The 12,606-nt window shown below is 64.6% G+C and carries 11 protein-coding genes; 4 read left to right on the top strand and 7 right to left on the bottom strand.

The window, feature by feature from the left end; translation table 11 throughout:
* Window positions 1-39: 39 nt before the first annotated feature.
* From kdpA to NK214_RS19990, 3 genes are all read right to left on the bottom strand, one after another.
* Window positions 40-1,863 (bottom strand): potassium-transporting ATPase subunit KdpA, encoded by a 1,824-nt coding sequence (gene kdpA, locus NK214_RS20000; protein ID WP_253315318.1) that lies wholly within the window; start codon window positions 1,861-1,863, stop codon window positions 40-42.
* 2 nt (window positions 1,864-1,865) lie between these two features.
* Window positions 1,866-1,955 (bottom strand): K(+)-transporting ATPase subunit F, encoded by a 90-nt coding sequence (kdpF, locus tag NK214_RS19995; protein ID WP_019103745.1) that lies wholly within the window; start codon window positions 1,953-1,955, stop codon window positions 1,866-1,868.
* Window positions 1,956-2,407: 452 nt separating this feature from the next.
* Window positions 2,408-2,599, bottom strand: coding sequence for a hypothetical protein (locus tag NK214_RS19990; protein ID WP_146176613.1), 192 nt, complete (start codon window positions 2,597-2,599; stop codon window positions 2,408-2,410).
* A gap of 307 nt (window positions 2,600-2,906) precedes the next feature.
* Here NK214_RS19990 and NK214_RS19985 point away from each other — a divergent pair, with 307 nt between their 5' ends.
* Window positions 2,907-3,677 (top strand): sulfite exporter TauE/SafE family protein, encoded by a 771-nt coding sequence (locus tag NK214_RS19985; RefSeq protein ID WP_227107460.1) that lies wholly within the window; start codon window positions 2,907-2,909, stop codon window positions 3,675-3,677.
* 408 nt (window positions 3,678-4,085) lie between these two features.
* Here NK214_RS19985 and alaS read toward each other — a convergent pair whose 3' ends face one another.
* The 4 genes from alaS to recA all read right to left on the bottom strand — a co-directional run bounded on the left by alaS (window position 4,086) and on the right by recA (window position 8,773).
* Complete coding sequence (alaS, locus tag NK214_RS19980; protein ID WP_253315317.1) at window positions 4,086-6,719, bottom strand: alanine--tRNA ligase; 2,634 nt, start codon at window positions 6,717-6,719, stop codon at window positions 4,086-4,088.
* A 76-nt stretch (window positions 6,720-6,795) separates the two neighbouring features.
* Complete coding sequence (locus tag NK214_RS19975) at window positions 6,796-7,254, bottom strand: SRPBCC domain-containing protein (protein ID WP_107799011.1); 459 nt, start codon at window positions 7,252-7,254, stop codon at window positions 6,796-6,798.
* Window positions 7,255-7,256: 2 nt separating this feature from the next.
* Window positions 7,257-7,712: a recombination regulator RecX gene (recX, locus tag NK214_RS19970; protein WP_235089538.1), complete on the bottom strand. Its 456-nt coding sequence runs from the start codon at window positions 7,710-7,712 to the stop codon at window positions 7,257-7,259.
* 8 nt (window positions 7,713-7,720) lie between these two features.
* Window positions 7,721-8,773: a recombinase RecA gene (recA, locus tag NK214_RS19965; protein ID WP_043591738.1), complete on the bottom strand. Its 1,053-nt coding sequence runs from the start codon at window positions 8,771-8,773 to the stop codon at window positions 7,721-7,723.
* Window positions 8,774-9,083: 310 nt separating this feature from the next.
* Here recA and hrcA point away from each other — a divergent pair, with 310 nt between their 5' ends.
* From hrcA to dnaX, 3 genes are all read left to right on the top strand, one after another.
* The gene (gene hrcA / locus NK214_RS19960) at window positions 9,084-10,106 is read left to right on the top strand and encodes a heat-inducible transcriptional repressor HrcA (protein ID WP_107799013.1); all 1,023 of its coding nucleotides are present in this window, start codon (window positions 9,084-9,086) and stop codon (window positions 10,104-10,106) included.
* 130 nt (window positions 10,107-10,236) lie between these two features.
* Window positions 10,237-11,247, top strand: coding sequence for a lytic murein transglycosylase B (mltB, locus tag NK214_RS19955; protein WP_227107469.1), 1,011 nt, complete (start codon window positions 10,237-10,239; stop codon window positions 11,245-11,247).
* 73 nt (window positions 11,248-11,320) lie between these two features.
* The coding region (dnaX, locus tag NK214_RS19950) for a DNA polymerase III subunit gamma/tau (protein ID WP_253315316.1) at window positions 11,321-12,606 on the top strand (1,286 nt) is incomplete at its 3' end.

Raw genomic sequence — 12,606 nt, 5'->3', positions numbered from 1 at the left:
TGATTGATATCGTTCATTTTATGAGTCCTCCCGCAAGGTTCAGCGACCGCTGATCATCTGCAATTGCTCGACGACCGGGCCCAGCGCCAGCGCGGGAACATAGTTGAGCGCGCCCACCAGCAAGACGGTGCCTATCAGCAGCACCACGAACAGCGGGCCATGGGTGGGCAGGGTGCCGCCGGTGACGGCCAGCCGCTTCTTGGCGGCCAAGGAACCGGCGATGGCCAGGATGGGCACGATCATGAAGAAGCGGCCGAAGAACATGGCCACCGCGGTGGCGACGTTGTAGAAGGGCGTGTTGGCGGACAGGCCGGCGAAGGCGCTGCCGTTGTTGTTGGCGGCCGAGGTGAAGGCGTACAACACCTCGCTGAAGCCGTGGGCGCCGGGGTTGAGGACGCCGGCCTTGCCGGAGGCGGCCAGCACCGCGATGGCGGTCAGCGTCAGCACCAGAACCGGGGTGACCAGAATGGTGATCGCCGTCATCTTCATCTCATGGATTTCTATCTTCTTGCCCAGGTATTCCGGGGTGCGGCCCACCATCAGGCCGGAGATGAACACCGCCAGGATGGCGAAGATCAGCATGCCGTACAGGCCGGAGCCGACGCCGCCGAACACCACCTCGCCCAATTGCATCAGGAAGGTGGGCACCAGGCCGCCGATCGGGGTCAGCGAATCGTGCATGGCGTTGACCGCGCCGCAGGAGGCGGAGGTGGTCACCGCGATGAACAGCGAGGTGTCGATGACGCCGAAGCGGGTTTCCTTGCCTTCCATATTGCCGCCGGCCTGCAAATGGCTGGCCTGCTGATCCACGCCCATTGCGCTCAGCTGCGGCACGCCGGCCTGTTCCGCGCCGGTGGCCGTTACGACCGCGCAGACGAACATCACCGTCATCGCGGCGATGATGGCCCAGCCTTGGCGCTGGTCGCCCACCATGCGGCCGAACACGAAGCACAGCGCCGCCGGGATCAGGAAGATGGCCAGGCTTTGCAGGAAGTTGCTCAGCGGGGTGGGGTTTTCAAACGGGTGCGCCGAGTTGGCGTTGAAGAAGCCGCCGCCGTTGGTGCCCAGCAGCTTGATCGCTTCTTGCGAGGCCACCGGCCCCATGGGCAGCGTTTGCTGCTGGGTGCTGGCGTCCGCCATCACCGGCTTGCCGTCGGCGCCCAGGACCGCGTTGCCCTGAGCATCGGTCTTGGCCTGCTGATAATGGGTGGTTTCCACCGTCTGCGCGTTTTTATAGGCGGACAGGTTCTGGATCATGCCTTGCTGGCTGAAGGCCAGCGCGAACACGAAGGACAGCGGCAGCAATACGTAGAGGGTGAAGCGGGTGACGTCCACCCAGAAGTTGCCGATCTTGGCCGAGCCGTGACGGACAAAGCCGCGCACCAGGGCCAGCACCACCGCCGCGCCGGTGGCGGCGGACAGGAAGTTCTGCACCGTCAGGCCCAGCATCTGCACCAGATAGCCCATGGTGGATTCGCCGCCATAGCCTTGCCAGTTGGTGTTGGTGACAAAGGAGATCGCGGTGTTGAACGCGGAGTCCGGCGCCACCGCGCCCATGCCTTGCGGGTTGAACGGCAGCCAGCCCTGCAAGCGTTGCAGCAGATACAAGGCCAGCGCGCCCAGCACATTGAACAACAGCAAGGCGACGGCGTAGCCGCGCCAGCCCATGTCTTCGTCCGGCTTGACGCCGGCCAGCCGGTAAAAGCCGCGCTCCAGCGGCGCGAACAGGCGCAGGGGGCCGACATTGTCGCCCTGCATCACACGGGCGATATAGGCGCCCAGCGGCCAGGCCAGCGCCAGCAGCACCAGCAGGAACAAGCCCAGCTGCAAGGGTGCGGCCGAGCCGATGAAATTGGCGAACATGATTAAAAATTCTCCGGCTTAAGCAGTGCGTAGATCAGATAGCCAAGCAGGCCCAGCGCGATCAGCGCGCTGAGCAGATACCAGACGCTCATTCCTTTTCTCCCAGTTTCCGGCAGCCGGCGACAAAGCCGCAGGCCAGCGCGCCGAACAACAGGACGAGTCCCAGATAGACGACATCCATCATGAAAATCTCCATTTGAATCAGTAATGGAAAGGTACTGAAGCCGGCGTCAAAAACCCGATAAAAGCCGTTGGATAGAGATAAAAATCGCGTAAAAATCGATGGGAAATCGCCGTTTGGCGCAAATTCGGACGGATTTCGGCGGGAAAAGGAATTTTCTTTATGCGCGCGGAGGCGGAGACGCAGGGGACAACGGGCGGACGACCGGCGTCGCTGGACGCGGGCGCGGCGGCGGGAAACGAAACGGGCGGCTCGGCACAGGCGGCAAGCGCGCGGTCCGCTTCAAGGCAGGGAGGTTGCGGCGTGGCGTATGGCTGGGCCGCTAACCGTCAACAGGCGGCAAGCCGCCAGTAGGCAAGGTGTTCAGAACAGGTCGTCGCAGCGGTCGGCCAGGAATCGGGCATCGTCCCGATCGTGCGCGCGCTGGCGCACTTTCTGCTGGCGCGACCTCTCAGCATCACTCAACTGAGGCTTGGCGACCGCATAGAGAAAACTCTCGTGCTGGTCTCTAGCCTGCTTTCTGCGAACACTCAGAGGAATACGGGAAGTCATCATCCTTGCACCTCTCGGTCACGTACTTGTGTGAGGCCAGGGCAAACCCTGACCCTTTGACATTGACGCTATTTTCGCGATTTGTAAAGCCCTGTTTGCTTGTGATTAGGAGCAAATCGGACTTGGGCATTCCAGCGGACTCCGCCCACGCTACCGGCGCGATGTTACCGCAGCATGATGGAGCGGGCGTCCGGGGCAAGTCTTTGAGGTAAATCACTTTTCGAATAATGTTGTTTCGAAACGGTATAAATCGTTATATGAAACTGGCGTAGCATGCCGCTATCGAATGGCGCGGCCAAGGAGCGGTTTTATGGAGTGGGGGTATGCGATCGCGGGTTTGGCGGTGGGCTTCATCGTAGGTCTGACCGGCGTGGGCGGCGGTTCGCTGATGACGCCCATCTTGCTGTGGTTCGGCATCTCTCCGGCCACCGCGGTGGGCACGGATCTCTTATACGCGGCCTTGACCAAGATGGGCGGAGTGACGGTGCATCATCGCCAAGGCCATGTCGATTGGCGCATCGCCGGCTGGCTGACCGCCGGCAGCGTGCCGGCGGCCCTGCTGGTGCTAGCCGGCCTGTCCTATCTGCATCTGCCGGAAAAAATGCTGGACACCCTGTTCAAGCTGGTGCTGGGCGTCGCCTTGCTGCTGACCGCCGCGGCCATCCTGGGCAAACCCTTGCTCTTGCGCTGGCTGGGCCGCGCCGGCGCGGCCAGCCCGTCGTTCGAGCCGCGGATAGGCTTGACCGTGGCCACCGGCGTGGTGTTGGGCGTTTTGGTCACGCTCAGTTCCATCGGCGCCGGGGCCCTGGGCACCCTGGCCTTGTTCCTGCTGTATCCGGCCTTGCCGACTTCGCGGCTGGTGGGCACCGAAATCGCCCACGCGGTGCCCTTGACCCTGGTGGCCGGTCTGGGACACGCCGGGCTCGGCAATGTGGATTTTACGCTCTTGCTCAATCTGCTGGCGGGCTCCCTGCCCGGCATCTGGCTGGGCAGCAAGCTGACGCGGCGGCTGGCGGAGGGCTGGTTGCGGCCGGCGCTGGCGGTGATGCTGGCGGTGATAGGCGGCAAGCTGGTGTTGTGAGCCGCGGCGCGGCATGACGGGACAGGGCGGCTCAGGCCGCCTTTTTCCATGGCCGTGCGCAAAAAAAACGCCCTGATCGGAGAGGCGAGCAGGGCTGAAATGCAAACAACAAAAGGAGAAGCCATCATTAAGCCTCTCAATATTAGTATTTCGTAATCCTGATGCCCTTGACCTGGAGCAAGAAAGCGGCGGCAGCCAAGGTCGACGGCGTGGAAGACATAAAAAGACCGCGCAGCGCGCGGTCTGTTGATGAGAGTTGGGAGGCTTAGAACCTGTTTCCGATCTGCTGCGCGTCGGCGATACGGCGTTGAAAACGTTTTCGAAATGCTCATGTACCACGCGTACATTCCGCTTTCTCAGCCGTTTTCTCCTTGTCTTGCCTTAGCTCGCGAGATCGCAAACACGTTCTTACAGCTTAGCCGCCACCCAGGCCTGCACGCCGGCCAAGGCCGCCACCAGGTTTTCCGGCTGAGTGCCGCCGGCCTGGGCCATGTCCGGACGGCCGCCGCCCTTGCCGCCCACTTGCTGGGCGACGAAGTTGACCAGCTCGCCCGCCTTGAGCTTGGAGGTGAGGTCGGCGGTGACGCCGGCCACCAGCGCCACTTTGCCGTCGCCCTTGGCGGCCAGCACGATGGCGGCGGAGCCCAGCTTGTCCTTCAGCTTGTCCAGGGTTTCGCGCAGCGCGTTGTTGTCCGCGCCCGGCAGTTCCACCGCCAGCACCTTGACGCCGTTGACGTCGGCCGCGCCGTCGGCCAGGCTGTCGCCGGCGGAGGCGGCCAGTTGGCCCTTGAGTTTGGCCAGCTCTTTTTCCAGGGTCTTGACGTTGTCCTGCAAGCTGCCGATCTTGGCGGCCACCTCGTCCAGCGTCTGCGCTTTCAGCGCGCCGGCCGCCTCTTTGAGCAGGGCGTCCTGAGACTGGATGTGGGCGATGGCGCCTTCACCGGTGACGGCTTCGACGCGGCGCACGCCGGCGGCGACGCCGCTTTCCGCCACGATCTTGAACAGGCCGATGTCGCCGGTGCGCTGCACATGGGTGCCGCCGCACAGTTCGGCGGAGAAGTCGCCCATGGTCAGCACGCGCACTTCATCGCCGTATTTTTCGCCGAACAGCATCATCGCGCCGGATTTCTGCGCGGCTTCCATGCTCATCACTTCGGCCTTGACCGGCAAGTTGTGGCTGATCACGCGGTTGACCACGCGCTCCAGCTCGGCGATCTGTTCTGCGCTGACCGGTTCGCCGTGGGCGAAGTCGAAGCGGGTGCGCTCCGGATTCACCAGCGAGCCCTTCTGCGCGACATGGTCGCCCAGCACGTGGCGCAGCGCCGCGTGCAAGAGGTGGGTGGCGGAGTGGTTGCGGGCGCTGGCGGCGCGCGCGTGCAGATCGATGGTGGCGGTCACGCTGTCGCCGACGGCCAGACGGCCGCGGGCCAGCTTGCCCTTGTGGCCGAACACCGCGGCCTGGATCTTCTGGGTGTCGTTGACGTCGAACAGCGCGCCGATGCCGCCTTGCAGCGAAATCTCGCCCACGTCGCCGACCTGGCCGCCGCCTTCTGCGTAGAAGGGGGTGTCGTCCAGCACCACGATGCCTTCTTCGCCGGCTTCCAGCGCGGCGACGGCCTCGGTGCCCTTGAACAGCGCCAAGACCTTGGCGTCGGTGCTGGCGGAATCATAGCCGTGGAAGCAGGTGTCGGCGCCGCTGTAGCTGACCTTGCCGGTCATCTTGAAGCTGGAGCCGGCGCGGCCGCGCTCGCGCTGCGCTTCCATCGCGCGCTCGAAGCCTTCCAGGTCGGCGTGGATGTCGCGTTCGCGGCAGATGTCGGCGGTCAGGTCCACCGGGAAGCCGAAGGTGTCGTAGAGCTTGAAGATGGTGTCGCCGTCAAGCTTGGTCTTGCCGCCTTCCAGCGCGGAGTCCACCAGGCCCATGCCGATTTCCAGCGTCTCGGCGAACTTGATCTCCTCGGCGCGCAGCGCGTCTTCGATATGCGCCTGCTTCTCGCGCAGTTCCGGATAGGCGTCGCCCATCTCGGCCACCAGATCGGCGACGATCTTATGGAAGAACAGGCCTTTCTGGCCCAGCTTGTAGCCGTGGCGGATGGCGCGGCGGGCGATGCGGCGCAGCACGTAGCCGCGGCCTTCATTGGACGGCAAGATGCCGTCGGCGACCATGAAGCAACAGGCGCGGATGTGGTCGGCGATCACTTTGAGCGACGGCACGTCCTGGCTGTAGGCTATGCCGGTTTCGCGCGCGGCGGCGCGCACCAGGCAGGCCAGCGCGTCGGTCTCGTAGTTGGACTTGACGTGTTGCAGCACGGTGGACAGGCGCTCCAGACCCATGCCGGTGTCGACCGACGGCTTGGGCAGCGGATGCAGGGTGCCGGACTCGTCGCGGTTGAACTGCATGAACACGTTGTTCCAGATTTCCATGAAGCGGTCGCCGTCTTCGTCCGGGCTGCCCGGAGGGCCGCCGGCCACGCTCGGGCCGTGGTCGTAGAAGATCTCGGTGCAGGGGCCGCAGGGGCCGGTGTCGCCCATGGTCCAGAAGTTGTCGGAGGCGTACGGCGCGCCCTTGTTGTCGCCGATGCGGATGATCTTGTCGGCCGGCAGGCCCACGCTCTTGTGCCAGATGTCGTAGGCTTCGTCGTCGGAGGCGTAGACGGTGACCAGCAGCTTGTCCTTTGGCAGGTTCAGCCATTGCTCGCCGGTCAGGAATTCCCAGGCGAAGGTGATGGCGTCCTGCTTGAAGTAATCGCCGAAGCTGAAGTTGCCCAGCATTTCGAAGAAGGTGTGGTGGCGCGCGGTGTAGCCGACGTTTTCCAGGTCGTTGTGCTTGCCGCCGGCGCGCAGACATTTCTGGCTGGTGGTGGCGCGGGTGTAATCGCGTTTTTCAAAGCCCAGGAACACGTCCTTGAACTGCACCATGCCGGCGACGGTGAACATCAGCGTGGGGTCGTTGCCGGGGATCAGGCTGCTGGAGGGCACCACCTGATGGTTTTTGCCGGCAAAGAAATCCAGGAATTTCTGGCGAATTTCAGAGGTTTTCATGTTTGATTTCGTAAGATTGCGAATTCTGGGCCGCTTTGGGGGCTTGAACCCAGAGCGGCGCGGACAGCTGATTGTGTCAAGCCGCGCCGGCGCTGGCAAGGGTTTCGGCGCGGCGCTTGAGCGCCTGGTTCATCAATTCGAAACCCTTGCGCGTGTCGGCCAGCAGCGTCTGGCCGAACAGCGGCAGCAAGAGGCCGCTGAAAGTTTCGCCGTGATGCAGGCGGGTGCCGCCGTTTTCCAGCGCTTCCAGGCGAAAACTGTGGCGGCCGTCCAGCAGGCCGGGCAGCAGCGCGCGCCCCAGCCACACCAGCTCCTCCGCTGTTTGCAAGACTTCCAGCCGCGGGCGGAAGGTCAGCCGCGGCCGGCCGGGCGGATGGATGCTGACCACCAGGCGAGACCCTATCTGCTGGCGGCCGTGCAGGCCGACGATGAAGGGGTTCCATTCCGGGTAGGCTGCCCAGTCGCACAGCACGCGCCAGACCGCGGACGGCGCGGCGTCTATGTCGATATGGGTGGCGATGCCGCGCGTTTGCATGCTCAGTCCTCGTCGGCGGGAAAGTCGTCGTCGGCGGCGCCGCTGAGCACCTTGCCGATCACGGACATCGGGAAGCCGCGTCCGGCCAGAAAGCGGATCTGGCGCGCGCGCTCCTGCGGCGTGTCCGGCAGCTGGCCGAACTTCTTCCGCCATTGCGCCTGGGCGGCGGCAAGGTCGTCGCGGCCTTGCAAGGCGTCGCGGATCAGCTCGGCGTCCACGCCGCGTTGACGCATTTCCTGTTGCAGGCGGCGGCTGCCGTAGCGCTGGCCCTTGCTGTCGGCGAACTGCTGGGCGAAACGCTGATCGGACTGCCAGCTGTGTTCGGCCAGATCATCCAGCAAGGCCGTCAATTGTTCCGGGCTCTCCGCAAACGGAGCGAGCCGCCGCTCCAGTTCCCGCCGCGTGTATTCGCGGCGGGACAGGAGATCGACGGCTCGCGCCCTCAGGCTTTTTTCCATTCAGGGAATCAGGCGTCGAGCGCGTCGTCGGCGAACTCTTCGTCCGGCTGGCCTTCGGTGATTTCCACTTTGATGCCCACCGCGTCGCGGATCTTGCGTTCCACTTCAGCGGCGATTTCCGGGTTGGACTTCAGCCATTCGCGGGTGTTGTCCTTGCCCTGGCCGATCTTCTGGCCGTTGTAGGCGTACCAGGCGCCGGATTTGTCGATGAAGCCGTGCTTGACGCCCAGTTCGATGATCTCGCCCTGACGGGAGATGCCCTCGCCGTAAAGGATTTCGAAATCGGCCTGGCGGAACGGCGGCGACACCTTGTTCTTCACCACTTTGACGCGGGTGTCGTTGCCGATCACTTCCTCGCCCTTCTTGATGCCGCCGGTGCGGCGGATGTCCAGGCGCACGGAGGCGTAGAACTTCAGCGCGTTGCCGCCGGTGGTGGTTTCCGGGTTGCCGAACATCACGCCGATCTTCATGCGGATCTGGTTGATGAAGATCACCAGGGTGTTGGTGCGCTTGATGTTGCCGGTCAGCTTGCGCAGCGCCTGGCTCATCAGGCGGGCTTGCAGGCCCACGTGGCTGTCGCCCATTTCGCCTTCGATTTCAGCCTTGGGCACCAAGGCGGCGACGGAGTCGATCACGATCAGATCGACGCCGCTGGAGCGCACCAGCATGTCGCAGATTTCCAGCGCCTGCTCGCCGGTGTCCGGCTGCGAGATCAGCAGGTCGTCGACCTTGACGCCCAGCTTTTGCGCATATTGCGGGTCCAGCGCGTTTTCCGCGTCGATGTAGGCGCAGGTGCCGCCCAATTTTTGCATCTCGGCCACCGCTTGCAGACACAGGGTGGTTTTACCGGACGACTCCGGGCCGTAGATTTCCACCACGCGGCCGCGCGGCAGGCCGCCGACGCCCAGCGCCAGGTCCAGACTCAGCGAGCCGGTGGAGACCACTTGCAGGTTTTCGTTGATCTGGTTGTCGCTCATGCGCATGATCGAACCCTTGCCAAACTGTTTTTCAATTTGGGCAAGGGCCGCGGCCAACGCTTTGCTCTTGTCTTCGGATGCCATGCTGTCTCCAGTGTGGGGGGCGCTAAACAAAATGAATGCTCGGCCAGCGGCGGGCCGCGTCCATGGCGGCGGGGAAAACCCGATGCCGGACAGGGGTTTGCGCGGCGCCGGCGGGGTTGCCCCGTCGCGCTCGCGCTTGCCGCGCCGATAGCCGAAAAGATGCCGTCGATTATCTCATAAAGCCTTGGCCAACGGCAGAGCCGCTTGCCGGCGATACCGTCCTTCGGGACGGGAAACCGCGATCTCGCTTGAAAAAGTTGTGATTGCGACCACTTTTACAAGTGTCCACCCTGTGTACAATGAAGCCATCATGATGAACGAACGCGCGCAACACCTGCTCAAGGTCCTGATCGAACGCTACATCGTCGACGGCCAGCCGGTGGGGTCCAAAACCCTGTCCATGCTGCCCGGCGTCGAGCTGTCGTCCGCGTCCATCCGCAATGTGCTGGCGGAGCTGGAGGCGATGGGGCTGATCGCGGCGCCGCACACCTCGGCCGGCCGGGTGCCCACCGCGCGCGGCTACCGCATGTTCGTCGATCGTCTGCTCACCATCCGGCCTTTGGAAGAGGCGGCGCTGCACGAGCTGGAACTGAATCTGCAGCCGGACAGCCCGCAGCGCATCGCCCAGTCCGCGTCCTCCTTGCTGTCCGAGCTGACGCATTTCGCCGGCGTGATCGTCACGCCGCAGCGCTCCGACATCGCTTTTCGCCAGATCGAATTCCTGCGCCTGTCCGAGCGGCGGGTGCTGATGATCTTGGTGACGTTGGACGGGGACGTGCAGAACCATCTGCTGACCACCGAACGCGATTACACGCCGTCGGAATTGATAGAGGCCGGCAATTTCATCAACCAGCATTACGCCGGCCAGGGGCTGGATCGCATCGCCAGCCGGGTGGCGGACGAGTTGCGCCAGCTGCAGGGCGACATCGCCGAACTGATGTCGGCGGCGATCCGTCTGGGGCAGAGCTCGATGGCGGCCAGCAGCGCCGCGGTGGTGGTGGCCGGCGGCAGCCGGCTGCTGGAGGTGAGCGACCTGTCCGAGGACTTGTCGCGGCTGCGTCAGTTGTTCAGCGTGTTCGAACGCAAGACCGAGCTGCTAAAGCTGCTGAACCAGGGGCGGGAAGCGCAGGGCGTGAACATTTTCATCGGCGAGGAGTCTGGCGTGATGACGCTGGACGAATGCTCGGTGGTGACCGCGCCTTACCGGATCAACGGCCAGGTGGTCGGCGCGTTGGGCGTGGTCGGTCCCACCCGGATGGCTTACGAGCGGGTGATCCCTATCGTCGACATTACCGCGCGCCTGGTGTCCAGCGCCTTGTCGTTCCGGGCCTAGCGCCCGTGCGCCGGCCGAGCGCCGGTTTTGGCCGCCGCAAGGCTTGACGCGAGGTCTGCGGCTATAGTTTTCGCGCCGCGTTCTTCGAGGAGCGCGGCTAAGTCAAAAACGCTTATTCAGAAACCAGCCCATGAAATCTTTGCTTAAACTGGCCCCGTTGGCGGCTCTGTTCTCCTTCCAGCTGGCGCAGGCCGACGCGGCCTTTCTGGCGCGTCCGGACGTGCAGCGCTATATCGACGAGCAAGTGGCCGGCGGCCAGTTCAACCGCCCGGAGCTGGAGGCGGTGTTCGCCAATGTCGAACTCAAGCCCAACATCATCAAGATTCTGGACAAGCCGTCCACCTCGCGCCCCTGGTATCAGTTCCGCAATTCCACGGTGGGGGAAAAGACCATTGCCGACGGCGTGGCGTTCTGGCGCGCCAACGCGGCCGCGCTGACGCGGGCCGAGCAGCAATACGGCGTGGCGCCCGAGCTCATCGTCGCCATCCTGGGCGTGGAGTCCCATTACGGCCGCAACACCGGATCGTTCCGCCTGGTGGACGCCTTGTCCACCATAGGCTTCGATTACCCGCGCCGCGCGGAATTCTTCCGCAAGGAGCTGACCGAGTTCCTGCTGCTGGCCAAGGAGGAGGGCAAGGACCCGCTGACGCTGAAGGGCTCCTACGCCGGCGCGATGGGCTGGCCGCAATTCATGCCGTCCAGCTTCCGCAAATGGGCGGTGGATTTCGACGGCAGCGGCCACCGCGACATCTGGAGCGATCCGGACGACGCGATCGGCAGCGTGGCCAATTACTTCCAGCGCCACGGCTGGCGCCACGGCGACGATGTGATCCTGCCGGCCAGCGTGCAGCCGGGGCCGCAGATCGATCAGCTGATCGCCGACAAATTCAATCTGCACTACACCGTGGGCGAGCTGAAGAAAATGGGCGTGACGCCGCAGTCGCCGGTGGCCGACGACGTGCCGGCGGTGCTGGTGCCGCTGGAAACGGCGCCCGGCGTCACCGAATACTGGCTGGGCCTCAACAACTTCTTCGTGATCACCCGCTACAACCGCAGCACGCTGTACGCCAAGGCGGTGCAGGAAATCGCGGATCAGCTGCGCCAGCGCTATCTGGCGGGCCAGGCCGCGGCCCAGCCGTGACGCCGCGCGCCGCCCGCCGCGGCGGCGCGAAACCTGTCGCCACGCGCGGCAATTGCCATTAAAATCCGCCCCCATGAGCTATCAAGTCCTTGCCCGTAAGTGGCGTCCCAAGCGCTTTGCCGATCTGGTCGGCCAGGAGCACGTGGTGCGCGCCTTGACCAACGCCCTCAAAGAACAGCGTCTGCATCACGCTTATCTGCTGACGGGGACGCGCGGGGTGGGCAAGACCACCATCGCCCGGATTCTGGCCAAGAGCCTGAACTGCGAAACCGGCACCACCGCCGAACCCTGCGGCGAATGTTCGGCCTGTCGTCAGATCGACACCGGCCGCTTCGTCGATCTGCTGGAGATCGACGCCGCGTCCAACACCGGCATCGACAATATCCGCGAAGTGCTGGAAAACGCCCAGTACGCGCCGACGTCCGGCCGCTTCAAGGTCTACATCATCGACGAAGTGCACATGCTGTCCAAGAGCGCCTTCAACGCGATGCTGAAGACGCTGGAGGAGCCGCCGGCCCACGTCAAATTCATTCTGGCCACCACCGATCCGCAGAAAGTGCCGGTCACGGTGTTGAGCCGCTGTCTGCAGTTCTCCTTGCGCAATATGACGCCGCAGCAAGTGGCCGGCCATCTGGCCCACATGCTGGACGTGGAAGGCATCGCCTACGAGACGCCGGCGCTGGCCTTGCTGGGCCGCGCCGCCTCCGGTTCGATGCGCGACGCGCAATCGCTGCTGGACCAGGCCATCGCCTACGGTCTGGGCGAGGTGAAGGAAGACGGCGTGCGCGCGATGCTGGGCGCGGTGGACCGCCGCTATCTGTTCGCCTTGCTGCAGGCCTTGGCCGCCGGCGACGGCCCGCAGCTGATGGCCGAGGCCGACGGCCTGGCCGAGCGCGGGGTCAGCTTCGAAGGCGCTTTGAGCGAACTGGCGGTCTTGTTGCAGCAGCTGGCGCTGATGCAGACCGTGCCGCAGGCGGTTGCCCAGGACGAGCCGGAACGCGACGCCCTGCAGGCGCTGGCGGACGCCATTGCGCCGCAGGACGTGCAGCTGTATTACCAGATCGCCATCCACGGCCGCAAAGACCTGGCGCTGGCGCCGGACGAGCACGCCGGTTTCAATATGACCCTGCTGCGCATGCTGGCCTTCCATCCGGCCAACGCCCGGGCCGAAGCCGCACCTCCGCGCCCGGCCGCCGGCGCGCCGGCTCGCCCGCAGCCGCCGCAAGCGCAGCCGGTCCCGGCCGCGCCGGGAGGCATTTCGCCGGCCGCGCGGGCCTTGCAGGCCGCCGGCCTGAGTTCGCCGGCGCCGCGGCAATACGCGCCGCAGCCGGTTCAGGTCCTGTCTCTTATAAAAATATC

The sequence above is a fragment of the Chromobacterium sp. S0633 genome (assembly GCF_024158805.1).
Lineage (GTDB): Bacteria > Pseudomonadota > Gammaproteobacteria > Burkholderiales > Chromobacteriaceae > Chromobacterium.
The sequence above is the reverse complement of the archived record's forward strand: the minus strand, read 5'-3'. Positions and strand labels throughout refer to the sequence as shown.

Coding starts and splice junctions, on each gene's coding strand:
- kdpA (WP_253315318.1), bottom strand. CDS start 1,863: ATGTTCGCCAATTTCATCGGCTCGGCCGCACCCTTGCAGCTGGGCTTG.
- kdpF (WP_019103745.1), bottom strand. CDS start 1,955: ATGAGCGTCTGGTATCTGCTCAGCGCGCTGATCGCGCTGGGCCTGCTT.
- NK214_RS19990 (WP_146176613.1), bottom strand. CDS start 2,599: ATGATGACTTCCCGTATTCCTCTGAGTGTTCGCAGAAAGCAGGCTAGA.
- NK214_RS19985 (WP_227107460.1), top strand. CDS start 2,907: ATGGAGTGGGGGTATGCGATCGCGGGTTTGGCGGTGGGCTTCATCGTA.
- alaS (WP_253315317.1), bottom strand. CDS start 6,719: ATGAAAACCTCTGAAATTCGCCAGAAATTCCTGGATTTCTTTGCCGGC.
- NK214_RS19975 (WP_107799011.1), bottom strand. CDS start 7,254: ATGCAAACGCGCGGCATCGCCACCCATATCGACATAGACGCCGCGCCG.
- recX (WP_235089538.1), bottom strand. CDS start 7,712: ATGGAAAAAAGCCTGAGGGCGCGAGCCGTCGATCTCCTGTCCCGCCGC.
- recA (WP_043591738.1), bottom strand. CDS start 8,773: ATGGCATCCGAAGACAAGAGCAAAGCGTTGGCCGCGGCCCTTGCCCAA.
- hrcA (WP_107799013.1), top strand. CDS start 9,084: ATGATGAACGAACGCGCGCAACACCTGCTCAAGGTCCTGATCGAACGC.
- mltB (WP_227107469.1), top strand. CDS start 10,237: ATGAAATCTTTGCTTAAACTGGCCCCGTTGGCGGCTCTGTTCTCCTTC.